Here is a 23466-nt window from a genome sequence, read left to right as displayed (position 1 = left end):
CGAACAAGAGGAGAAATGGCACATTACGAGGGCGTTGCTGCTTGAACTCATCGCAAAACCACTGATACCATGCGACAGCGCCCCGGCAGGCGCATGACACCCGTCTCTCAAGCTGGTAACGGCACTGCCCTACTAAACGACTGACTGTGAACTCAATCGGTCTGATGTAGTGGAGACGGGTGACACTGCGTGATTAGGCCGGGAGACATTCATGGTTACCCTCGCTACTCCTCCGTCCACTGTCGACGGCATCAAGCGCCTAGCAAAGGCTATCAAACGCGAATCTCGCATCACTCACCATGAAGCCCTAGAAGAGGCCGCTCGCAAAGCAGGCTTCCAAAACTTTCGTCATGCGAAACGGGCAATTGCCAAGGCTACGACCCAAAGCTATCCCGCCTATGTGACTGTCTACTGGAGGGACCTAAGGGCTGAAGTTCCGTCCTCTGGCCGCTATACCGTAGAGATTAATCTCAAGCACCCCCTTTCCGTATTACTTGCTGATGGCCTCAAGGTCGGGGGCACGTATCTGAGGAGATTCAAGCTTGAAGCGTTAGATCACCTCGAAATCCGGACGGATGCTGTCAGCCAGCACAGTGCAAAGCACTATCTAGACCAGGCCACTTCAACTCTGCTGTTCATGGACTCCACTGGGTTAATGAGAGTTTTCCGGAAAGAGAATGTTGAGATAATGAATGGCCTAGACAGGATACCCAAAGCCGATCACATGACAGGCTGGGAGGATCCACAAACCGGCGATTGGTTGCTGCTGGATGAACCTTACATTTCTCCAACTCCGGAATTCAGAAAGGAATGGTTACAAGATCATGCACTGCATCAGGTGGCACCAACATGGCCGGGGCTCTACTACCCAGGTAATGCTGTCCCATACCTGATCTCCCCTAGTCAGGCACTACTCATGAAAGTACGAGTCCAGGTTGAGCAAATCCCGGACAGTGCTTATCCCCAGGGGGCCCCACAGGAAATGGCGTACGACTCAAGGTTTATTAGCCCAGCCCGTACCGCTTCAGGAAAGCCGCCTAAAATACGGACAATGCCATTCAACGGCATCAGAAATGGAGCAATAGCGTATGGCGGGGAGCCTGGCATTCCTGCTAAATGGCGCCCAGCACGGAGCATGTCACTGAAAATGCACACATCGATAGGCCCTATCCTGCATAAGCTATGCAACAGTTCCGCGCGCGTAGGCGGCGTAACTGCGAGGGTTTATGAGAAACTGAACCAAGTACGATCGCGCCTTGAGGACTGGGCCTATATGGAGCACCCTGGCGGTTTCACAGCAGAGATCAGCGCCAAGCTTTACTATGGACGAGCAGTTGATGGGTATACCACCCCCCAAGACGCTCTCAAGGCCATCGAAACGGTTCGAGATATGCTCCTTAAAGCTTACGGGGAATGTAAGCCAAGGGCTCAGATGCTGGCCAAAATTGAGGCCGCCGCCGCAGACCTACGGAAAAAGGTAAGCCGGTAAACGTTGAGAGCTGCGGAGTGGTCTACCCTAGGGTAGGCCACTTTTTATGCTGTTGAAGTTTCAAAAAAAATCCAACACTCATCTGAGTTAGCCTGGGCTTTTTCGGCAGCATTTCACTAGTTAGCCTTTCGCGATACCTGAAATGCTATTGGCTCAGAAGTCCACTCATCAATATCCCAGCAGAGTAAAGCCTCAACCTCGCCGCCAGTGGCTACTGGTTCTCCAGCATCACGAGAGAGCCTAATTTTTGATACAATAATTAGGCCAGTTGATCCCTTATTTTTCCGATGGAGATCTACTTCATTTTTTGTCATAAGCACTGAAGTGCAGAGGTCACTGGTGGTGCCCTTCACCTCGACCATCAGCTCCTCAACAGCTCTCTTGGCGAGAATGTCAAATGACTCCGTTGCAGAGGTATCACGCAGTTCATAGCCCTGTCCTACTAGATATTGCATCGCCAGTGCCATAGCTTGAAGCTCGACTACCCTCCGTTCCTGAGCTGTCAGCCCTCTCCCCTGCTTTCCTGCTCTGTTTCTCAGAGGCTTGGCAATTACAGTGATCTCACCCGCGTCTTGGTCGCCAGGTGATACGTCTCGCCGCTCAAGCTGAGCAAGATAGATCTCGCTGAGGCGTTCTGCAGCCTTGAATAACAAAAGGTCCAAGTTGGCAGTAGGTAAATCTGAGACCGGGATACGCTTGGCGAATACTGTGGCCTTCTCAAATGTACGCGGGAGGGAGGCTCTAGCCCCCAGGACAATTTCATCATCAAAAGGACTGAGCGCCTTCCATCTCTGTTGAACGACAGAACGAGCCCACGAGGTTCTGGCTTTAAGCTCATCATCAGATACAGGTCGGAGGTCGCCCCCGCTCCAAATAGTGCTTCCACAGCCCACAGTGATGAAAACAGCAGAACCATCTGCTGCAAAGTGGATCACTAGATAGAACCCTTCTCTGGCAGTGGGAGACATTGCTCTAGAGAAGACACGTACCCAAGGGGCTTCTGTCTTTCGACCGATACCATCCGAGCCCTCGACAGCAAGATCATCAAAAACACTATCAAATGCCTTCTGTAGGGCTGGCAAGCGGGTTCGTAGCTCCCCCGCGAGCACTGACCGAATGAGATGCCCCCGCTCTTGCATTTCAGGTGTGTTGGTTGATGAGTATTTAGGCTGCAATGCGCAAACCTTTCCCAACGTGCTTTCCACTAAAAACTCCCAATTTTCCTATGTAGTCTGCTTCCACATGCGAAACGCGTAGCCACTGGCATCTAGCTCAGCGTTTTCTCGTCAAAAGGACTGGAAGTCATAAATCTGTTGCTGCCGGCTCATCCAATTGCCGCAAAGAAACTGAACTCACGTGAAGTTCATCTTCTTGAATGCCAACTTCTGGCGCCCTACTGCCTCGGGTCGATAGCTGCTGGCTGAGACGAGGTAGACAGTAACGATTGCCTGCTCTCGCCCAGAGCACCAGGAAACAGCCAAATGCATGAGCCGGCTATCGCCTCAACACGCAATGATGTCAATATGACACCTATTCAAGGAATTAGCATCCGCCGCGAGGACCAGTCGGATGCCGTGCGTACAGGGATAGAGATGTATGGCTTCGATTCAGATAGGCGGTGAAGACCAGACCACGATGATCCGCGACTGGAGGGTTCACTGGTGCGACAAGTCCAAAGCCCTGCAACTGATCTGCTATTACCCTTCAAGGAAACCGTCCACGTACTCGCTCAGCGACTGCCATGTCTCTCCCACGCGCGAACTGGGCAACCTGCTGCTGACCAAACCCGGCAGCAACGTCATGACTCCCATCGTCAAAGCGACGATCTACGACGAGCGATATGCCGTCGTCTACTATCCGGGCGCCAGCAAACCCTATGTCTTCAAGATGGACGGCCTCCGTTTCACCGCCCCGACGGCGATGAAGCAAATGCCAGTCTTCCGCTATTTCACTGCGGTGGCGAATGCCCGACAGGAGCACGCCGATTCGAAGACTGACCATGACATCGCCAGCAATGTCGTGAGCCAACTTGAAAAACTACCTGCCACTCCCGGTACCGCCTTGCAGGCCTATTGCACGGGGTGCAACGGCACGCTGGAACCGGGACAGGGCCTCATCTATCCGTTCGGGCTGAACGAAAGCCAGCTCGATGCAGTCGAGCGTGCCTTCCAGGCACAGGTCAGCGTGATCGAGGGCCCGCCAGGAACCGGCAAAACCCAGACCATCCTCAACATCCTGGCCAATATCCTGCTACGCGGGCAGACAGTGGCGGTGCTGTCCAACAACAATGCGGCGGTGGAAAACGTCTACGAAAAGCTGGAAAAATGCGGCCTGGGTTACCTGATCGCCAAGCTCGGCAAAAAGGGCAACCGCGAGAACTTCTTCAACGACCTGCCCCCACGGCTATCCAGCGAACCTGAGCCGGCGCCCTCCCTGGAGGAGATCCAGGCCTTGTTGGCCCGCTTGAAGCAGCACCTGCACAACCACAACAGAGCGGCTCAACTGCAAATCGAACTCGACGAGCTCGCCATCGAACGACGCTACCTGCAACAGTGGCAGGAAAGCAGCGATGTGCAGGCCAGCGTGTCGCTGGAAAAATACGGACTGACCCCGCGCAAGACCGCAGACCTCATGGCCTACCTGGCTCATCTCGACGAGCAGCGCATCCACCTCAAGGACCGCATCGAACTGCTGTTCAGATTCAGGATCTTCCGCACCAAGCCATTCGCCGAGGGCGAAGCCCGTCTGGCCGCATTCCATGCTCTGCAGATGCACTACTACGACAAATCACTGCAGGACAAAGAAGCAGAGTTGCAGGCGTGCCGTGAATCGCTGGCACGTGGAAATTTCACCGCCTTGCTGAATGAACTGAGAACAGCATCGATGCTTTACCTGAAGCAGCACCTACATCGCCAGGTGCCGCCGTCGGACAGCTTCGATGCCAACACCTACCGCCGTCATTTCGATGCCTTCGTAAAGCGTTTCCCTATCCTGGGAAGCGGCACGCACTCCATCGTCAACTCGATCGCCCCCGGGGCGATTCTCGACTACGTGATCATCGACGAAGCCTCCCTGCAGGACATCGTGCCGGGCATACTGCCGCTGGGCTGCGCGAAGAACCTGATCGTCGTGGGTGACAACCGCCAGTTGGCGCATATCCCCGTGAAACTGGGACTGAAGGCCCCCATCGAGGCTTACGATTGCGAGCGCTACAGCCTGCTCGATTCGTGCATCCAGGTTTTCCAGGACGCACTGCCCAGGACGTTGCTCAAAGAGCATTACCGTTGCCACCCCCGGATCATCCAGTTCTGTAACCAGCAGTTCTACGACAACGCCCTGGTACCCATGACCGAGGACAAGGGCGAATCCCCTCTACGCCTGGTGGTGACGGCCAAGGGCAACCACACGCGCCAGAACACCAACCTTCGGGAGTTGGACTCTCTGCTCAAGGTGCTCGACGACGAAGGGCTGCCCGTGGACTTCGACGGCGAAGGCCGCGGTTACATCGCCCCGTTCCGGGCACAGGTGAACCTCTCCGGCACGCACCTGCCGGCGGACTTCGCCAAGGACACCGTGCACAAGTTTCAGGGTCGGGAGTGCGACGAGATCGTCTTCTCTACGGTGCTGGACAAGAAGCGTTATAACCAGGAGCGAAAGCGCCTGGATTTCGTCGATGACCCACGCATGATCAACGTGGCGGTATCGCGGGCCAAGCATCGCTTTACCCTGGTGACGGGCGACGACGTGTTCACCGAGAACAATGGCCACATCGCCGCCCTGATTCGCTACGTCACCTATTACGCGCAGGACGAGCACGTCGTGCGAGCGCCTGTGGTGTCGGCCTTCGACTTGCTGTACCGCGAGTTCGACCAATCCCTGGCGCGCCTGGACGCCCGCCTGCGGCCCGAGGATTCGCGCTACAAGTCCGAGCAGATCATCGCGCAACTGCTGCGCGAGGCGCTGTCCGCGCCGGCGTTCCAGTCATTGACGTTTCACACTCAGATAAAGCTGGATCAACTCGCATCGCCGGATAACCCGCAATGGACGGAGCCCCAGCGCGCCTTCATGAAGCGCTCCACTTGCGACTTCGTGATCTATTTCAAAATCGGCAAGGTCCCCAAAGCGGTCATCGAAGTCGATGGTGGATCCCACGACCGCCCCGACCAGGCGGCTCGGGATGCGAAAAAGAATGAGATCCTCGCCAAAAGCAACATTCCTCTCCTGCGCCTGCGCACCGTTGAGAGCCGCATCGAGGAGAGGATCGGTGACTTTATCGCCCCATGGGCCAGCCCTGCGCCCGACACATAAGTTGGGAGCACTTTTTCCGGGTTACACCGGCGAGGCGAAGCCGTAGTCACTAACTTCGAGGAGTATGGCGCCCTCAGGGCAGCTTTAGCTTCGATCAAGCATAAGGGTACAGCCTCACACTTGAAGGCGTGGGTTAAGGCACGTGTAGTTGCCTGTTCATCAAACACCTCTGTATCGCGATCACTCTCGCCTAAAAAGGTGCCTGGGGTTAGTAGATCCCTACACCTAAGCAGCTAGGCGTGAATGAGCACCGGCATCACGCCAAAAGCAGTCCATCCTATCCTGCATCTTCGATTTCAGCTTAATGTTCTAAAATAGATACTAAAGCACTGGAGAATAAATCTTACAGAAAGAAGGTTACCCATGATGGATACGATCAGCGCAAAAGAACGCAGCAATATAATGTCCCGAGTAAAGAGTAAGAATACACGTCCTGAGATGTTTATTCGACGCATGCTGCACCGTGCAGGTTTTCGCTACCGCCTACACGACACCACTCTACCTGGAAAACCGGACATCGTATTCCCTCGCAAACGCAAGATTATCTTTGTAAATGGCTGTTTTTGGCACCGCCACGAAGGGTGCAAACAAGCAAAAATCCCGAAATCAAACCAGGTTTTTTGGCATGCTAAGCTCGAAGGTAATAAAATGCGTGACAAGTGTAATCTTAGAGAACTTCATAACGCAGGCTGGGAGACAATGATCGTTTGGGAGTGCGAACTGAAAGACGTGCAGACCCTCGAGAAAAAACTCCTCGAATTCCTCTCAGGAGAAACTACTCTCCAGCCTCAATAATAGTTCCGTGAGGATACACCTCGCGCTCTTTGTAAATGATCACATAGCCCAGCATCGCGGTGATTTGCCACTCGCGCCCCAAAGCAGCTTTAATCTGCTGTAAAATTTTTTTAACACTATCCCGCTCCGCTCGCAACCTCACAACCGCTAGTTCAAGATCAGAATGCGCCGTTTTTGACTTCCCACCTTTATTCATATACCTAATCGTATAACCCAGCTGCTCTTTCAACTGTTTCAATACCGCAGCAACAGTAATCTCACCGCTCGATCGAACTATAGTCGCCTCATAGTTTAGATCTATCGGATATAGATTATCGAAGTGGCTTTCCTTAATTTTTGACTTATCACGGTTCCTTCCCGGATCATTGGAGCCGAATCCACTGAAATTCCAAGAAAGGCGGATACTGAGGTATTTATAGTGTTTGATTAGTAGACTCTCAAGGTCCATCGCGGTAAATACGTATAGTCTAACGGCTTTGAAGGCAACCTGAGTTTGTAGCAGATTCTGACGTGATCGCACCTTCTTAGAGTGGCGCAACAGCCGATTCTTCAGACCAGCCTCTGCGTCAGTTTTCCCTACATAAACCAGCACACCATCCAAAAATAGCTGGTAAACGCCCTGCTCCTCTGGAACATTCTGAACAGAATCTTCAGTGAGAGGTACAGGAACCATACTCTCAAACAGACTCACCAATTGCGCCAAAAGCGCAGAGGGCAAATCAAATTCAAGTGCCTTGAAATAGTCCATTTTCCATTGACTTCCCAAAGTTAAAACCGTGCGCCAGTCTAACCCCAAAAATCGTCTCGACCAAAACTATGAATGCACTAGGAATACCCACCTGCAGGACGCTGGTGGGTGATCAATTTACTCCCCTAAGGCCTCAATGAACTGACCAGAAAGGCAAGAAGGCAACACGCGAAGGTAGGTCTCAGCATCCTGAGCAATTTGCGCCTGACTTTCAGGGCGATCCGCTAGACGCATAGCCCATTCGCGCCCAGGGTGTAGGACGTCCCAGCGGGGTCGCATGCCCGCGTGGCGACCCTTGCCGGGATTATGGTTGCCAAAGCCGTCAATGAGCGAGTTCCACACAGGAGTAAAGCGAGCGATGATCAGCGACTCGCCTAGTGGGATCCAGATGTCATCCACAACCAGGAAACGGCAGTGGAAATCACCAATAACTAGGTTTTCAGCAGCCTTGATGCTTTCAGCATGCTCCTTCAGCCGCTTATGCAAAACCTTCCCCGCCGCCAGCTCCTGACCACTCCCCATTCGCGCACCAGGAGGAACCGCCTTACCGACATAGATGGGCAGCATAAACTTTCCATTACGGTTGAGCCTACTAGCCTGCGCATAGGGGGCAAAGTCACCTGTATAGTAGATGGCATAGATTCCAGCCCCTTCAAATACGGGGAGATCTCCCAATGGATGGACTTCCTTCGTTAATAGCGCCTCGGCAACGCTTGCGCCGAGATTCTTCTTGTCCAATGGATTGAACGGAATCACTTTTCCCGTCACGCGGTAGCCCTTCCTTTACCTGTATCTGCTTTTTTCAGTTTGCTCAATCCAGCAATTGCAAGCTTCTCAGCCACGCTCGACGCAACACGCTGTGCCAACAACACCGGCACCGCGTTCCCAAGTTGGCGCATGGTCTCGGTCCAACTTCCATGAAATCTGAAGCCATCTGGGAAGGTCTGAATACGTGCACTTTCTCTCACAGTAAAATAACGGACGCTACCGTCATCTCGAACAAGCATATTTTCACCACCGGGCACACCATGCCCTCCCGCCTTCAGTGTCTTCGCGGGAAGATCAAGAGGACTCCCCGTGTGGCCGGGGTACACCCTTGCACCATCTTGAAATTGATGGTTAGGGACACTCAAAGCCTCACGCGACTGCGGATCAGGCAAATCATAAATGACGTCCCTAACAGTACGCCACGCGAATGCAGTCGGCGGAGATTTTAACTGACAGAGCTTTGCGACTCGACCAGCAAGCTTGGGAGGCACCGCAGGCATGGGTAGACCATGACGCCGCCAATAGGAACCGGTGACCCATTGTTCGTAAAGCAAGGCTTCGTAGCTGTGCGTGGGCTCGGGGAAGGACCATTCAACGCCAAGGTCATCACGGAAACCCACGAAAAAGACTCGCTCACGCTTCTGCGGTACACCATAATTGGCAGCGTTAACCAAGGTTGGTACCACGTTGTACGTTAGCCCACTCCCTTTACTGTTGCCGGAAGTCTTTTCTTCCTGCAGACGCTTTAGGTGCTCGCTCCAGTCCTCGTCACCAAGGGGGGGCAGCTCGGGAAACTCGAGCTGAAGCTGAATGTAGTGAAAATAATTAGCGAACGTCGAGCGAGTCAGCCCCTTAACGTTCTCAACAATGAAGGCTTGCGGTTTGAGTCGCCGGATCACTTCAACTGTTGCGGGAAACATATCCCGCGTATCAGCTTGAGCCCTATGCTTCCCACCGATGGAGAAGGGTTGACAGGGTGGGCCGCCTGCTAAGAGCTCAATCCCTTGGGGAATAGATGCCCAATCAAAAGCGCGAACGTCGCCTTCGTGAAGCTCCCAACTGTCCAAGAGCGGGTAACCGCGTCGCTGGTTTTCTCTTACCGTGTCACAGGCCCATTTGTCCCATTCGACGACAGCAAGATGCTCAAATCCCGCGATTTCGCACCCCATGGCTAGACCACCCGCGCCTGCGAATAGCTCCACTGATCTCATCGGATCGCCCTCAAAAACACTGTAATAATATACAGAATACTATCAAAATTTCAGAGCCCGCACACCCATTATCCAGACCCCAATGCAGCAGAAGCGTGAAAATTCGAAGCAAAAAGCAGCTCCCTACCGCCCCACCCCTAGCAGTATCGATGAATCGCCATTGGTCAGATTTACAGGCTTTATACGAGATAATCACCGCTATACAAGCAGCGAGCCCATGAAATAAGCAAGAAAAAGTCCGAAACCAGCTTAAACCATGAGGCACCAATAATACCTGGAGGTCGACAGCCGAAACAGACTCACTTACCAGCGAGCACCTTCAGAATCTCTTCGCGCGTAGGCACGCTTTTCTCGCTATCAGGAAAGGTCACTTTGAAGCCGGCCGAACGAAGACTGGCCACATAATTGGATTCACGAGTTCTGGCTGCATAAGTCTTCTTAGCTTTCAAACTGAGCACACAGATCGAGCAAAATCTCAGGTGTGTTGATCAGACTATTTTAATCCATCTCTACTCATAACTCTAATTTGACAGGATTCGGGATATCTCTAAAAGTGTGATCCTCTGAAAAGTTAGGCCCAGCTCTACGCAAACCCAAATAACTTTGCGATCAGAGAAAATCGGTAAATTTGATGATAAGATCAGTCATCCAAAACCCAGCGACGGTATAATAATGTCTAGTAAAATTATCTCTGCCAAAGAGTTCGACATCTGCGTTTCGATGTCAGATCTAGTCACCTGGGAAGGCGACGACAAGTATCCCAACGCTGACCTTCAGGCTGTATTTGCCACCCTTGAAATTCCCGTAAACATCATGGAGCTCCATGATTCGTATTTCGCTCACCCTTACAACGGCTACGGCGACGTACATGTGTACCATGCTCAAGATAATGGAGGCAGTATTGTTGCAATCAACTTGTATCGAGAACTCACGGACCAAATAGACCTGACGCTTCTCTCGCTGCGCATTGAGAGCCCTGAGTTTGACAGCGTATTGGCCCATCTCCGCTCATTCTTTGACAGCGCCGGGTGCCAAGTGGCATTTGAGCAGGTAAGCCATTCTGCGCGACTTCGCAATATGCTTGATGAAAGCAGATATCCCCGGCAGGTCGAAGAAGATCACGACTACATGCAGCAACACTTCGTCCATCGATGATATCAGGCAGCCACATGCCATACGCCTCCGATAAAGTGCTGGTTTCTACTCCTGCACCAATGCCCCTGCCACTTGCTGATCGCTTCCTTGAGACCAGCAAATGCAGCATCGAGCGAGCCTACGCAATCAACGAGCCGGGCACTTCTGTGTCGACGGTTCCCTGCTCTGGAGGGTTCTGGGGAGCGTCAACCCCTGAGTGCCAAAGCTCACCAACTCATACACCGCAAAAGGGCATTTCACCTGGCTTGTGCCATCACTGGCAGTAACGCTATTGATGCCCATATAGACCTCATAGTTTTTACCCTTCTCAAATGTAAAAACCTGGGCCTGCTCCGGACACTGCATGTAGGTACTGCCATAGCTACCCGCCTGCAGCATTTCCCGTGACAGCACAAACGGCTTGCCCGCCGGCACCCGGTATTCGGCCACTATTTCTGAATAAAGCCCCTCAGCCATACTCGTCACGCCCAGATAGTCGTTCAGCTTCGGAGCAAAACGCGCGGGCATGTCCAACTTGGGCGGTACCTGGGGCGATTGCGGATAATTGATCGCCGGCTGGCGGTTTTCACCAAACCGCCCCGCCTTGGCCAATCCCTGCTCATTCCCGACACAGCCTTCGTAAACACCACCTCGTACCTCGCCATTGGTAATCACACGAAGCTGGGCAGTATCAGTACCTGGTGCCGGTTCAACATAAGGCACCCAAGGTCGAGCCGAACAGGCGGAGAGCAATGCCAGGCAGGCATACAATGGAACATACTTCAGGGACATCAGATCACTCCCTTACAGACGGCATAGACGGCAGAAAACCGTACCAAACAGGCAATATGCATAGATCCCTCTAGAACTGCTTCAGATCAGCGGACCTGAAAAACTAACAGGCATGAAAAAGCCCAACCTTTTCAGATTGGGCTTCATCATTAGAAATATTGGTCGGGACGGAGTGATTCGAACACTCGACCCCTTGCACCCCATGCAAGTGCGCTACCGGGCTGCGCTACGCCCCGACACTGAGTAGCTGTGCTTTCAAACCTCTGAAAGCGATTAGGAATTTAACCTAACCTTTTGAATTTTGGAAGTATTATTTCCAAAAAATTTACTTCTTCAGCCCCGCCAGCACATCCTCCAGCTCGGCGATCATCTGGTGGATCAGTTGCTTGTACTGGATGTTCTCTTCCTTGGCGTCGTCACTGGAGAGGCGCTGACGCGCCCCGCCAATGGTGAAGCCCTGGTCGTACAGCAAGGCGCGGATCTGGCGGATCATCAGCACGTCGTGGCGCTGGTAATACCGGCGGTTGCCGCCCCGCTTGGAGGGGTTGAGTTGAGGAAATTCCTGCTCCCAGTAGCGCAGCACGTGCGGTTTTACCGCGCACAGCTCGCTGACTTCACCAATGGTGAAGTAGCGTTTGCCTGGGATCGGCGGGAGCTCGTCGTTATGACTTGGTTCCAGCATAGGCCTCAACTCGGGCTTTCAGTTTCTGCCCTGGACGAAAGGTGACCACACGGCGCGCCGTGATCGGGATTTCCTCTCCCGTTTTTGGATTGCGGCCAGGCCGCTGGCGTTTGTCGCGCAAATCAAAGTTGCCGAAACCCGACAGTTTGACCTGCTCGTTGTCCTCGAGTGCGTGGCGGATCTCTTCAAAGAACAGCTCGACCAATTCCTTGGCCTCGCGTTTGTTAAGACCCAACTCCTCGTAGAGACGTTCCGCCATTTCAGCTTTCGTCAGAGCCCCCATACGTCACTTCCTTAACGTGGCGTTCAACCTGGTTTCAAGCGAGGTGAGGATGTCTTGCGTTGCGGAGTTCACCTCATCGTCATTAAGAGTGCGCGATGGATGCTGCCAGGTCAAGCCAACGGCGAGGCTTTTTCTATGAGGATCAATGCCTTTACCCTCATAGACGTCAAAAAGCCTGAGGTCCGTCAGCCATTCGCCTGCATTCTCACGAATGACTTCCAGCACGGCCGTGGCTGCCACGCCCTTGTCCGCCAGCAGGGCCAGGTCACGACGCACTTCAGGGAAGCGCGACAGCTCGCTGAATTTCGGCATCTTGCCCGCCGCCACTTCAGCCAGGACCAGCTCGAAGACGAACACCGGACGATCCAGGCCCAGAGTCTTGGACAGCTCCGGGTGAATCGCGCCAATAAAGCCGACCCGTTTCCCGTCACGCTCGATCTGAGCGGTCTGGCCCGGATGCAGCGCTGGGTGCTTGCCCGGCACGAAGGTGAAATCGCCCAGGGCACCGGCAGCACCGAGGATCGCTTCCACGTCGGCCTTGACGTCGAAGAAGTCGACCGCATCGCGACCGTGCGCCCAGCCTTCCGGCAGGCGGCTGCCGCAGACCACACCGGCCAGCATCGGCTCCTGCTTCAGACCTTCCAACTGGCCGACGAAACGCAGGCCGCTTTCGAACAGGCGGACGCGATCCTGCTGACGGTTGAGGTTGTGCTGCAGCACCTTGACCAGGCCCGGCCACAGGGACGAGCGCATGGCCGCCATGTCGTTGGAGATCGGGTTGGCCAGCAGCAGCGGCTCGACGCCCGGGCTGAACAGTTCGAACTGCTTCGGATCGATGAAGCTGTAGGTAATCGCTTCCTGGTAACCACGGGCCACCAGCAGCCGACGCAGTTCCGGCAGGCCGCTACGGGCTTCAGCCTTGGCCTTTGGCGCCAGGCGCGCCTGCGGGTAACGAACCGGCAGGCGGTTGTAGCCGTACAGGCGCGCCAGTTCTTCGATCAGGTCGACTTCCAGGCTGATGTCGAAGCGATGGCTTGGCACTTCGACGGTCCACTGCCCTGCCCCGCTGGCGGTCACGCCCAGGCCTAGACCGGTCAGCAGGCGCTCGACTTCGGCCGCGTCCATTTCCATGCCCAGCATCTGGGTGATGCGCTCGGCACGCAGGGTCACCGGTGCCACGGATGGCAGGTGCGCTTCGCTGACGGTTTCGATGATCGGGCCGGCTTCGCCGCCGGTGATTTCCAGCAGCAGGCCAGTGGCGCGCTCCATGGCTTCACGGGCCAGCTTCCAGTCCACGCCCCGCTCGTAGCGGTGCGAAGCGTCGGTGTGCAGGCCGTAGGAACGGGCCTTGCCGGCCACGGCGATCTGATCGAAGAACGCGCTTTCCAGGAAGATGTCGCGCGTGGTCGCGGTGTTCACACCGCTGTGCTCGCCACCCATCACGCCGGCAATCGCCAGGGCGCGGTTGTGGTCGGCAATCACCAGGGTGTCGCTACGCAGGGTGACTTCCTGACCGTCGAGCAGCACCAGCTTCTCGCCTTCTTCAGCCATGCGCACGCGAATGCCGCCGTTGATTTCGGCGAGGTCGAAGGCGTGCAGTGGCTGGCCCAGCTCGATCATCACGTAGTTGGTGATGTCGACGGCGGCGTCGATGCTGCGCACGTCGGATCGACGCAGGCGCTCGACCATCCACAGCGGCGTCGGCCTGGACAGGTCGACGTTGCGGATCACGCGGCCCAGGTAACGCGGGCAGGCCGCCGGCGCCAGGACTTCGATCGGGCGCACTTCGTCGTGCACGGCGGCAACGGCAGGCACGGCTGGACGTGCGACGTCAGCGGCGTACAGCGCGCCGACTTCACGGGCCAGACCCGCCAGGGACAGGCAGTCGCCGCGGTTCGGGGTCAGGTCGACCTCGATGCTGGCGTCGTCCAGGCTCAGGTAGGCACGGATGTCGTCGCCCACCGGCGCATCGGCGGCCAGCTCGAACAGGCCGTCGTTGCCTTCACCGATCTGCAGTTCGGCCTGCGAGCAGAGCATGCCGTTGGATTCGATACCGCGCAGCTTGGCCTTCTTGATCTTGAAGTCGCCCGGCAGTTGGGCGCCGATCATGGCGAATGGCACCTTCAGGCCCGGACGCACGTTGGGCGCGCCACAGACCACCTGGAAGGTTTCCGCACCGTTGCTGACCTGGCACACGCGCAGCTTGTCGGCATCCGGGTGTTGTTCGGTGCTCAGTACTTCACCGACCACCACGCCGCTGAATTCGCCAGCGGCCGGGGTCACGCTGTCGACCTCCAGACCCGCCATCGACAGACGAGCCACCAGCTCGTCGCGGCTAACCTGCGGGCTTACCCAGCCACGCAGCCATTGTTCACTGAATTTCATCCTGTTCTCCCAATAGATTCGTGACGACTAGCGAAATTGCGCGAGGAACCGCAAGTCGTTGTCGAAGAACAGACGCAAGTCGTTCACGCCATAACGCAGCATGGCCAGACGCTCAACGCCCATGCCGAAGGCAAAGCCCTGGAATTCTTCCGGGTCGATGCCGGACATGCGCAGCACGTTCGGGTGCACCATGCCGCAGCCCATGACTTCCAGCCAACCGGTCTGCTTGCACACGCGGCAACCCTTGCCGCTGCACATCACGCATTCCATGTCGACTTCGGCCGATGGCTCGGTGAAGGGGAAGTAGGACGGACGGAAACGCACCGCCAGTTCCTTCTCGAAGAACACCCGCAGGAATTCCTCGATGGTGCCTTTGAGGTCGGCGAAGTTGATGTCGCGATCGACCAGCAGGCCTTCGACCTGGTGGAACATCGGCGAGTGGGTGATATCGGAGTCGCTGCGATACACACGGCCTGGGCAGACGATGCGGATCGGCGGCTTCTGCGATTCCATGGTGCGCACCTGGACCGGCGAGGTGTGGGTGCGCAGCAGCATGTTCGCATTGAAATAGAAGGTGTCGTGCATCGACCGGGCCGGGTGGTGGCCTGGGATGTTGAGCGCCTCGAAGTTGTGGTAATCGTCTTCCACCTCGGGACCTTCGGCGATGCCGTAGCCGATGTGGGTAAAGAATTGTTCGATGCGTTCCAGAGTCCGGGTGACCGGATGCAGACCACCGGAGGTCTGGCCACGGCCAGGCAGGGTCACGTCAATGGACTCGGCGGCGAGTTTGGCGGCCAGTTCCGCTTCCTCGAACGACGCCTTGCGCGCATTGAGCACCTCGGTGACACGCTCCTTGGCGACATTGATCAGGGCGCCGACTTGCGGACGCTCTTCTGCCGGCAGGCTCCCCAGGGTCTTCATCACCTGAGTCAGCTCACCCTTCTTGCCAAGGTAGTGAACCCGGATTTGCTCCAGGGCATTGATGTCTTCAGCGCTTTGCACAGCCTCAAGTGCTTGAGAGACCAGTGCGTCCAGGTTTTCCATGTACAGACTCCAGATACGAAATAGGGGAAGAGCTTGAAGGCTCTTCCCCTATTTACTGACGTTTAACACCGAAGCCTGCGAAGGCCGACCTCGGTGATTGTCGGGGGGTACTTAAGCCAGAACGGCTTTAGCTTTCTCGACAATCGCAGCAAACGCCGCTTTTTCGTTCACTGCCAGATCAGCCAGAACCTTACGGTCGATTTCGATCGACGCTTTTTTCAGGCCCGCGATGAAACGGCTGTAGGACAGACCGTTGATACGCGCACCAGCGTTGATACGAGCGATCCACAGAGCGCGGAACTGACGTTTTTTCTGACGACGGTCACGGTAGGCGTATTGGCCTGCCTTGATTACCGCTTGCTTGGCAACACGGAATACGCGCGAGCGTGCACCGTAGTAGCCTTTGGCAAGTTTCAGAATTTTCTTGTGACGCTTACGGGCAATGACGCCACGCTTTACACGAGCCATGAGTTACTTCCTCTGTTCTTGAGCCAAAAATTAACGAAGGCGCAGCATGCGCTCGACTTTTGCAACGTCAGACGGGTGCAGCAGGCTGCTACCACGCAGTTGACGCTTACGCTTGGTCGACATTTTGGTCAGGATGTGGCTCTTGAAAGCGTGCTTGTGCTTGATGCCGTTAGCAGTTTTCAGAAACCGCTTGGCAGCACCGCTTTTGGTTTTCATCTTTGGCATGTTCGGATACTCCGCATTCAATGGATAAACATAACCGCAAGGCCTGCCGTGCCCTGGTGGTTACTTCTTCTTTTTCGGGGCGATGACCATGATCAGCTGGCGTCCTTCCATCTTAGGATGCTGTTCGACCGATCCGTACTCTTGCAGGTCAGCTTCAACCCGCTTGAGCAGATCCATCCCCAGCTCCTGGTGGGCCATCTCACGGCCGCGGAATCGCAAGGAAACCTTGGCCCTGTCCCCGTCACTCAGGAAACGTACCAGGTTGCGTAGTTTTACCTGGTAATCCCCTTCCTCCGTCCCTGGACGAAACTTGATTTCTTTAACCTGCACTTGCTTCTGGTTTTTCTTCGCAGCAGCAATTTGCTTCTTCTTTTCGAAGATCGACTTGCCGTAGTCCATCACCCGGCAGACGGGTGGCTGGGCGTCAGCGGAAATTTCCACCAGGTCCAGTTTGGCTTCTTCGGCAATTCGAAGCGCTTCATCAATCGAGACGATGCCAATCTGCTCGCCATCAGCGCCAATTAACCGAACCTCGCGTGCCGAGATATTCTCGTTGATCGGCGCTTTCGGTGCAGCTCGTTTATCTTGTCTCATATCACGCTTAATAATAATTACTCCGAATCTTGGCGACCACGCCGGGAAACCGCTTGCGCGAGGAGCGCCGTGAACTGGGCGACGGGCATGGAGCCCAGGTCAGCGCCTTCACGGGTACGCACAGCGACAGTTTGCGTTTCGACTTCCCTGTCTCCGATAACCAAAAGATAGGGAACCTTGAGCAAGGTATGCTCGCGGATTTTAAAGCCGATTTTCTCATTTCTCAAGTCGGACTTGGCACGGAATCCGCTTTCGGCCAGAGATTTTTCCACTTCGAGGGCAAAATCGGCCTGCTTGTCGGTGATATTCATGACCACCGCCTGGGTTGGCGCCAGCCAGGCCGGGAACGCGCCCTCGTAGTGCTCGATCAGGATTCCGACGAAACGCTCGAACGAACCGAGGATGGCCCGGTGCAGCATCACCGGATGCTTGCGGCTGTTGTCTTCGGAAACGTATTCGGCACCGAGGCGGATGGGCAGGTTGAAGTCCAGCTGCAGGGTACCGCACTGCCAGACACGGCCCAGGCAGTCCTTGAGCGAGAATTCGATCTTCGGCCCGTAGAAGGCGCCCTCGCCCGGCTGCAGGTCATACGGCAGGCCGGCGCTGTCGAGGGCCGCGGCCAGTGCGCTTTCGGCACGGTCCCACAGCTCGTCGGAGCCCACGCGCTTTTCAGGGCGGGTGGACAGCTTCATCTGGATGTCCTTGAAGCCGAAGTCGGCGTAGACGTCCATGGTCAGCTTGATGAAGGCGGCGGATTCGGTCTGCATCTGGTCTTCGGTGCAGAAGATGTGCGCGTCGTCCTGGGTGAAACCACGCACGCGCATGATGCCGTGCAGCGCACCCGACGGCTCGTTGCGGTGGCAGGCACCGAACTCGGCCAGACGCATCGGCAGCTCGCGGTAGCTCTTCAGGCCTTGGTTGAACACCTGCACGTGGCAGGGGCAGTTCATCGGCTTGATGGCGTAGTCGCGGCTTTCCGACTCGGTGGTGAACATGTTCTCGGCATAGTTGGCCCAGTGCCCGGATTTCTCCCACAGGGAGCGGTCGACCACTTGCGGGGTCTTGATCTCCAAGTAACCGTTGTCACGCTGCACCTTGCGCATGTACTGCTCGAGCACCTGGTACAGGGTCCAGCCGTTGGGGTGCCAGAACACCATGCCCGGGGCTTCTTCCTGGGTGTGGAACAGGCCCAGGCGCTTGCCGATCTTGCGGTGGTCGCGTTTTTCCGCTTCCTCGATGCGCTGGATATAGGCGGCCAGTTGCTTCTTGTCCGCCCAGGCGGTGCCGTAGACGCGCTGCAGCTGCTCGTTCTTGGCATCGCCGCGCCAGTAGGCGCCGGACAGCTTGGTCAGCTTGAACGACTTGAGGAAACGGGTGTTCGGCACGTGCGGGCCACGGCACATGTCGACGTATTCTTCGTGGTAGTACAGGCCCATCGCCGTTTCGTTCGGCATGTCCTCGACCAGGCGCAGCTTGTAGTCCTCACCGCGCCGGGTGAACACTTCGATGACCTCGGCGCGCGGCGTGACCTTCTTGATCACGTCGTAGTCCTTGTCGATCAACTGGTGCATACGCTCTTCGATCGCCGCCAGGTCGTCCGGGGTGAAAGGCCGCTCGTAGGCGATGTCGTAGTAGAAACCTTCGTCGATGACCGGGCCGATCACCATCCTGGCGGTCGGATACAACTGCTTGACCGCGTGGCCAACCAGGTGGGCGCAAGAGTGACGAATGATCTCCAGCCCCTCTTCATCCTTGGGCGTGATGATTTGCAGTGTGGAATCGGCGTCGATCAGGTCACAGGCATCGACCAGCTTGCCGTTGACCTTGCCGGCCACGGTGGCCTTGGCCAGGCCGGCACCGATGGATGCGGCGACTTCGGCTACGGAAACCGGGCGATCGAACGAACGTTGACTGCCGTCGGGAAGAGTAATAGTGGGCATGGCGCCTCCTCTCCTAGTGGTGACCCCTACCAAAGGTCACGTGGGTTGGGATGAGCAGCCAGTACGCGATCCGTCCAGCCGCTCAGTGAAGAACGCCTGCCGCACAGTGGCAGGAGCCGCAAGGCCAACCGGAAACGAACCAGAGTGACTGGAGTTCAAAAAAGGGTTGATGGCGTGGCGTCGCAGGAGGAACCCCGCTACGACGCCGAATACAGCCAGGGCGGGGATGCTAGCACAGATGAACGGTCATCGCCTCGCCACAAGCACAAACTGCTACAGTTCAGCAGGTTTCATCTGCCACCGGTGAACTTGAGCGGCCCTGCGGCCCTCAAACACCCTGCAAGCGACGCTCAGTTCGCGCTCTATCCAAAGGAGTATTCCAACATGCGCCTGACTCACCTTTTCGCCCTCGCCGCACCCATCGCCCTGCTGCTGCCGCTGAGCGCACAGGCTGCCTGGCCGGCCGGCCAACGCGACGCCTACATAAAGGACTGCACCGCCGCCGCCAACCGCAGCGTCGACCTCAAGACCGCCCAGCAGCACTGCGCCTGCAGCGCCGACCAGCTCAACGACAAGTTCACCACGGCCGAGCTCTCCGAACTGATGCACCCGAAAGACCCCAACAAGGGCCCCAGCAAGGAACTGCAAACCAAGGCGCTGAATGTCGTTGCCGCCTGCCGCGTGAGCAAATAAGCCGCTGAATCGGCAACCCTTGGCCTGCTTCAGAGCGAAAAAGCAGTTTTTTCACACATTTTATGCAGTTTTTACGGCTTTTTTTGTCAGCCTCGTTTTTCGCTGAAAGCCTTTGAAACCGGGGCTTTCAGCCGATCGAGGCGGTAAAGAAAGCGCGACTGATTGGCAATCCGCAGCCGCGGGGGGCTCCCAAGCCGAACATTTCGACTATGATAGCTCCGTGTGCCCAGTTGGCCTGAGCAGCACAGCACTACTGAAAATATATGTTTCTTGGAGATACACCATGTCTAATCGCCAAACCGGCACCGTAAAATGGTTCAACGATGAAAAAGGCTTCGGCTTCATCACTCCTCAAGGTGGCGGTGACGACCTGTTCGTACACTTCAAAGCTATCGAAGCTGACGGTTTCAAAAGCCTGAAAGAAGGCCAGACCGTTTCCTTCGTGGCTGAGAAAGGCCAAAAGGGCATGCAAGCTGCCCAGGTTCGCGCGGAGTAATCTCCCCGGCCTGAAAAAAACCCCGTCCATGTGACGGGGTTTTTTATGGGTGCCCGAAAAGGCGTGCGACAGACAACGCCGCGATCAGCCGCAGTTGACCCGATCGATCTTGCCGGTACGGTCGGCATTGAGGTTCAGGCGATCGGAGCGGTACTCCAGGGTAATCATGTCATCCGGCCCCACCACCCGCGCGGTCTGCGCGCCACTGCGGCTGCGTGCCTGCTCCAGCAATTGGGCAGAGGCCTGCTTGCCGATCGCGAACTCGGCGCCTTTGGCCTCGCAGCGACCGCTGTCGTTCCGAGTCACGGGCTCGCTGCTACTGGCCGGCGCGGAGCCGGTGTTCGTCGAGCAACCGGCCAAGACCGACATGGCGAAAATCGCCCCCAAAGATGCAAGCTTCCAAGGCATGAAGCCTCCTTGTGAAAAATAGGTAGAGTGCGTGCGACCGCCGTTCAGGCAATTGGTTGCATATTGCCAGGCGGACGAACCGATTCTGACAGCAATACCGGACAAGTCTGCCTGAGCCAACAGCCCGCTGGCGCAATCAATCGTGACTGAATATGAACGGCTTGTATATTTCAGTAGATGTCGATGTAGTCGAAGGGCGGATTGGGCCAGTTGTCCTTCAACGCGTTGAACACCTGCTGCACCCACACCTCATCGGCCGCCGCCACGTTGCCGACATAGCCGGAACCGGCCGCCCAGGTCTCCAGGCGAAACAGCAGCCCCTCGATATCGCGCCCGCCGACCACGCCGCTGGACAGGTAGGCGATGCCCGAACGGGTCACCCGCAACTGGGTGTGCACGTCATCACTGGCCGATGCGAGCAACTGGCGCACGGCTTCGAGAGTGAGGTTGTCGGGGTTGTTCAGGTCGATCTGCACGGCGGTTTTCCCGAAAAGGCAAAACCGCAGTTTGGCACGTTGCCGGGCCTTGTGCCCAGCCAACCCGCAGGCGAGCGCCTGCGGGCCACACGGTTTACTTGAGACGACCCAGGCGCGCCGTCAGCAGGTCGAAGAAGCCCTGCGCGTCGCCGTTCTCGACCCAGAACACGTTCTTGTTCTGCTTCAGGCCGTCGTACCAGTCGACGATGGTCTGGCCGAAGGTCGGGCCTTCGCGGCTGTCGACCACCATGTTGACCTCACGCCCGCTGAACAGCGAAGGCTTGAGCAGGTAGGCGATGACCGTGGCGTCGTGCACCGGGCCACCGGGAATGCCGTAGTGCTCCATGTCGCCCTTGACGTAGTCGTTGAGGATATCGCCGACCACCTTGCTCGCGTTGTTGTTCAGCGCGGCGATCTTCTTCAGGCGCTCGTCGCTGGTGAGGATCTTGTGGGTCACGTCCAGCGGCAGGTAGGTCAGCTTGACGCCGCTCTTGAGCACCACCTCGGCCGCCTGCGGGTCGGCGAACAGGTTGAACTCGGCCACCGGCGTGATATTGCCGCCGTTGAAGTGCGCACCGCCCATGACCACCACTTCCTTGATGCCCTGGGTGATTTCCGGATCCTGGATCAGCGCCAGGGCCAGGTTGGTCTGCGGCCCGAGCATGGCGATGGTGATGCTGTGGGGCTTGGCCGCGCGCAGGGTGTCGATCAGGTAGTTGACCGCATTGCCCTGGGCCAGAGGCGCCTTGGGTTCATGTACGGTCACCCCGGAGATGCCCTCCTTGCCGTGGATGTTCTCGGCGTAGATCGGCGTGCGCAGCAGCGGCTGCGGCGCGCCGGCGTACACCGGCACCTCTTCGCGTGCGGCCCACTCGCGGGCCAGGCGGGCGTTGCGCGAGGTCTTGTCCAGGCGCACGTTGCCGGCGACGGTGGTCAGCGCGCGGATGTTCAACTCCTCCGGCGAGGCCAGGGCGAACAACAGGGCCACCACATCGTCGGCCCCCGGGTCGGTGTCGATGATCAGGTCGATCTTTTCCGCCGCCTGGGCGCCGGTGGCAGTGAGCAGGGACACGATCAGCAGACTCCTGAACCAGCGTGACAAATTCTGAGCATAGCGTTGCATGGTGCACTCCTTGTGCGCGATTGGAAAATCAGAACGTCACACCGGCAACCAGGATGACGTTGCTGTAGGGCTGGCACTCACCGGTACGCACCACGGCCTTGGCCTGGCGGCTGAGTGCCTTGAATTGCTCGTGGCTGAGCAGGCGCCGCAGCCCCAGGTCACCCTGGACCGTCAGCGCCTCCAAGGTATCCAGCGCCGGTGGGCGCTTGAGCAGGATTTCTTCGGCCAATGCATGGCTTTCCACCTGCATTTCGCTGAGCACCACGCGCAGGGTGCTGACGAAATCGGGGATACCCGGGGTCAGGGCCAGGTCGATCAGCTCGACGCCCGGCGGTACCGGCAGACCGGCATCGCCGATCACCAGCATCTCGCCATGGCCCAGCGAGGCGATCAAGCGTGACAGGGCAATGTTGAGCAACGGTGCTTTTTTCATGACAGTTCGAACCCCTGCACTTCAGACAATTGCGGAATGGATGGCTGCGCACCGGCGCGGGTGACCGACAACGCCGCCGCGACCTGACCAAAGCGGATCGCCTCGGCCTCGCTCTTGCCGCAGGCCAGCGCCGCGGCAAAGCCACCGACGAAGGTGTCGCCGGCGGCCGTGGTGTCCAGCGCCTGGACCTTGGGCGCCGGGAAATGGGTGAAACCCTGGCCATCGGCGAACAGCGAACCCTGGGCGCCGAGGGTGATGATCACCTTCCCTGCCCCGGCCGCCATCAGCCTGGCGGCAGCCGCCTCGGCCGAGGCTTGCGAATCCACCGGCAGGCCGCTCAGGGCCGAGGCTTCGCTTTCGTTGGGGATCAGGTAGTCGATCGACGCGTACCAGTCGGCCGGCAACGGCGCGCTGGCCGGTGCCGGGTTGAGGATGACGGTCTTGCCCAGTTCGCGGCCGCGCTTGAGCGCATAGCCGACGGTGTCCAGCGGTATTTCGAGCTGGCAGATGATCACATCGGCCGCCTGCAGTACCGCGTCGAAAGCCTTGACCCCTTCGCGGCTCACCCGGCCGTTGCCGCCGGCGACGATGACGATCGCGTTCTGGCTGCTGTCGTCGACCACGATCAGCGCCACGCCGCTGGAAACACCCTCCACCGCGGTGACCGCCTGGCAATCGATGCCCTCGGCCAGCAACGCATCACGCAATTGCTGCCCATAGGCGTCGTCGCCGACACAGCCGACCATCGACACCTGCGCGCCCAGGCGCGCCGCCGCCACCGCCTGGTTGGCGCCCTTGCCGCCGGGCACGGTGCCGAACGACTGGCCGATCAGGGTCTCACCCGCGCGGGGCAGGCGTTCGGCGCGGGTAACCAGGTCCATGTTGAGACTGCCGATGACCACTACTTTTGCTTGCATGCATCTGTACTCTTGAATTCAGTTCGGCCGGCGCCAGCACTGCTGGGCCGACGT

25 protein-coding genes and 1 tRNA gene are annotated in these 23466 nt (G+C 57.2%); 6 read left to right on the top strand and 20 right to left on the bottom strand.

What is annotated here, in order from left to right; translation table 11 throughout:
* The first annotated feature begins 211 nt into the window (after positions 1-211).
* Positions 212-1489 (top strand): DUF5623 domain-containing protein, encoded by a 1278-nt coding sequence (locus PF66_RS28335; RefSeq protein ID WP_054064503.1) that lies wholly within the window; start codon positions 212-214, stop codon positions 1487-1489.
* A 116-nt stretch (positions 1490-1605) separates the two neighbouring features.
* Here the strand turns inward: PF66_RS28335 and PF66_RS32375 are convergent, their stop codons facing one another.
* Positions 1606-2694 (bottom strand): MrcB family domain-containing protein, encoded by a 1089-nt coding sequence (locus PF66_RS32375; protein WP_081009930.1) that lies wholly within the window; start codon positions 2692-2694, stop codon positions 1606-1608.
* A 391-nt stretch (positions 2695-3085) separates the two neighbouring features.
* Here PF66_RS32375 and PF66_RS28330 point away from each other — a divergent pair, with 391 nt between their 5' ends.
* Both PF66_RS28330 and PF66_RS32370 read left to right on the top strand, forming a co-directional pair.
* Positions 3086-5797 (top strand): AAA domain-containing protein, encoded by a 2712-nt coding sequence (locus PF66_RS28330; protein WP_054064502.1) that lies wholly within the window; start codon positions 3086-3088, stop codon positions 5795-5797.
* A 363-nt stretch (positions 5798-6160) separates the two neighbouring features.
* Positions 6161-6592 (top strand): very short patch repair endonuclease, encoded by a 432-nt coding sequence (locus PF66_RS32370; RefSeq protein WP_241494473.1) that lies wholly within the window; start codon positions 6161-6163, stop codon positions 6590-6592.
* Here the strand turns inward: PF66_RS32370 and PF66_RS28325 are convergent.
* The 4 genes from PF66_RS28325 to PF66_RS33560 all read right to left on the bottom strand — a co-directional run bounded on the left by PF66_RS28325 (position 6573) and on the right by PF66_RS33560 (position 9777).
* Positions 6573-7340 carry a GIY-YIG nuclease family protein gene (locus PF66_RS28325; RefSeq protein WP_054064501.1) on the bottom strand — a complete coding sequence of 256 codons (768 nt, stop codon included), beginning with the start codon at positions 7338-7340 and terminating at the stop codon, positions 6573-6575. The genes PF66_RS32370 and PF66_RS28325 overlap by 20 nt on opposite strands.
* Positions 7341-7457: 117 nt before the next feature.
* On the bottom strand, positions 7458-8108 hold the full coding sequence (locus tag PF66_RS28320; RefSeq protein WP_054064500.1) for an Eco29kI family restriction endonuclease: 651 nt from the start codon (positions 8106-8108) through the stop codon (positions 7458-7460).
* Positions 8105-9319, bottom strand: coding sequence for a DNA cytosine methyltransferase (locus tag PF66_RS28315; RefSeq protein ID WP_054064499.1), 1215 nt, complete (start codon positions 9317-9319; stop codon positions 8105-8107). The genes PF66_RS28320 and PF66_RS28315 overlap by 4 nt, the downstream gene beginning before the upstream one ends.
* A gap of 299 nt (positions 9320-9618) precedes the next feature.
* Positions 9619-9777 (bottom strand): YhfG family protein, encoded by a 159-nt coding sequence (locus PF66_RS33560; RefSeq protein WP_342633336.1) that lies wholly within the window; start codon positions 9775-9777, stop codon positions 9619-9621.
* A gap of 214 nt (positions 9778-9991) precedes the next feature.
* Here PF66_RS33560 and PF66_RS32365 point away from each other — a divergent pair, with 214 nt between their 5' ends.
* Positions 9992-10474, top strand: a complete 483-nt coding sequence (locus PF66_RS32365) for a hypothetical protein (protein ID WP_081009929.1) — start codon at positions 9992-9994, stop codon at positions 10472-10474.
* A 126-nt stretch (positions 10475-10600) separates the two neighbouring features.
* Here the strand turns inward: PF66_RS32365 and PF66_RS28305 are convergent, their stop codons facing one another.
* The 10 genes from PF66_RS28305 to thrS all read right to left on the bottom strand — a co-directional run bounded on the left by PF66_RS28305 (position 10601) and on the right by thrS (position 18866).
* On the bottom strand, positions 10601-11245 hold the full coding sequence (locus tag PF66_RS28305) for a hypothetical protein (RefSeq protein WP_054064497.1): 645 nt from the start codon (positions 11243-11245) through the stop codon (positions 10601-10603).
* 159 nt (positions 11246-11404) lie between these two features.
* A tRNA-Pro gene (locus PF66_RS28300) sits at positions 11405-11481 on the bottom strand.
* A gap of 89 nt (positions 11482-11570) precedes the next feature.
* Positions 11571-11927 carry a MerR family transcriptional regulator gene (locus tag PF66_RS28295; RefSeq protein WP_054057737.1) on the bottom strand — a complete coding sequence of 119 codons (357 nt, stop codon included), beginning with the start codon at positions 11925-11927 and terminating at the stop codon, positions 11571-11573.
* Positions 11908-12210 (bottom strand): integration host factor subunit alpha, encoded by a 303-nt coding sequence (gene ihfA, locus PF66_RS28290; protein WP_002553164.1) that lies wholly within the window; start codon positions 12208-12210, stop codon positions 11908-11910. The genes PF66_RS28295 and ihfA overlap by 20 nt, the downstream gene beginning before the upstream one ends.
* A 3-nt stretch (positions 12211-12213) precedes the next feature.
* The gene (gene pheT, locus PF66_RS28285; RefSeq protein WP_054064496.1) at positions 12214-14595 is read right to left on the bottom strand and encodes a phenylalanine--tRNA ligase subunit beta; all 2382 of its coding nucleotides are present in this window, start codon (positions 14593-14595) and stop codon (positions 12214-12216) included.
* Between the two features lie 27 nt (positions 14596-14622).
* On the bottom strand, positions 14623-15639 hold the full coding sequence (gene pheS / locus PF66_RS28280; protein ID WP_054057739.1) for a phenylalanine--tRNA ligase subunit alpha: 1017 nt from the start codon (positions 15637-15639) through the stop codon (positions 14623-14625).
* A 111-nt stretch (positions 15640-15750) separates the two neighbouring features.
* Complete coding sequence (gene rplT / locus PF66_RS28275; RefSeq protein WP_010443727.1) at positions 15751-16107, bottom strand: 50S ribosomal protein L20; 357 nt, start codon at positions 16105-16107, stop codon at positions 15751-15753.
* A 30-nt stretch (positions 16108-16137) separates the two neighbouring features.
* Positions 16138-16332, bottom strand: a complete 195-nt coding sequence (gene rpmI / locus PF66_RS28270; protein WP_002553160.1) for a 50S ribosomal protein L35 — start codon at positions 16330-16332, stop codon at positions 16138-16140.
* Positions 16333-16392: 60 nt separating this feature from the next.
* The gene (gene infC, locus PF66_RS28265; RefSeq protein ID WP_186676118.1) at positions 16393-16944 is read right to left on the bottom strand and encodes a translation initiation factor IF-3; all 552 of its coding nucleotides are present in this window, start codon (positions 16942-16944) and stop codon (positions 16393-16395) included.
* Positions 16944-18866, bottom strand: coding sequence for a threonine--tRNA ligase (gene thrS / locus PF66_RS28260; protein WP_054064495.1), 1923 nt, complete (start codon positions 18864-18866; stop codon positions 16944-16946). The genes infC and thrS overlap by 1 nt, the downstream gene beginning before the upstream one ends.
* Before the next feature lie 384 nt (positions 18867-19250).
* Between thrS and PF66_RS28255 the strand changes: the two genes are divergently transcribed.
* Positions 19251-19559: a hypothetical protein gene (locus tag PF66_RS28255; RefSeq protein ID WP_054064494.1), complete on the top strand. Its 309-nt coding sequence runs from the start codon at positions 19251-19253 to the stop codon at positions 19557-19559.
* Between the two features lie 283 nt (positions 19560-19842).
* Positions 19843-20055 carry a cold-shock protein gene (locus tag PF66_RS28250; protein ID WP_054057742.1) on the top strand — a complete coding sequence of 71 codons (213 nt, stop codon included), beginning with the start codon at positions 19843-19845 and terminating at the stop codon, positions 20053-20055.
* Between the two features lie 84 nt (positions 20056-20139).
* Here the strand turns inward: PF66_RS28250 and PF66_RS28245 are convergent, their stop codons facing one another.
* The 5 genes from PF66_RS28245 to rbsK form a co-directional block, all read right to left on the bottom strand.
* Complete coding sequence (locus PF66_RS28245; RefSeq protein ID WP_054064493.1) at positions 20140-20463, bottom strand: I78 family peptidase inhibitor; 324 nt, start codon at positions 20461-20463, stop codon at positions 20140-20142.
* A 170-nt stretch (positions 20464-20633) separates the two neighbouring features.
* On the bottom strand, positions 20634-20939 hold the full coding sequence (locus PF66_RS28240; protein ID WP_054057744.1) for a hypothetical protein: 306 nt from the start codon (positions 20937-20939) through the stop codon (positions 20634-20636).
* 94 nt (positions 20940-21033) lie between these two features.
* Positions 21034-22062: a nucleoside hydrolase gene (locus PF66_RS28235; RefSeq protein ID WP_054064492.1), complete on the bottom strand. Its 1029-nt coding sequence runs from the start codon at positions 22060-22062 to the stop codon at positions 21034-21036.
* A gap of 28 nt (positions 22063-22090) precedes the next feature.
* Positions 22091-22495: a D-ribose pyranase gene (rbsD, locus tag PF66_RS28230; protein WP_054064491.1), complete on the bottom strand. Its 405-nt coding sequence runs from the start codon at positions 22493-22495 to the stop codon at positions 22091-22093.
* Positions 22492-23412: a ribokinase gene (rbsK, locus tag PF66_RS28225; protein ID WP_054064490.1), complete on the bottom strand. Its 921-nt coding sequence runs from the start codon at positions 23410-23412 to the stop codon at positions 22492-22494. Before rbsK ends, rbsD begins: the two co-directional genes overlap by 4 nt.
* Between the last annotated feature and the right edge of the window lie 54 nt (positions 23413-23466).

This window comes from Pseudomonas asplenii, from assembly GCF_001293465.1.
GTDB lineage: Bacteria > Pseudomonadota > Gammaproteobacteria > Pseudomonadales > Pseudomonadaceae > Aquipseudomonas > Aquipseudomonas fuscovaginae_B.
Note: the sequence above shows the minus strand (reverse complement) of the source record. Positions and strands in the feature narration are given on the sequence as shown.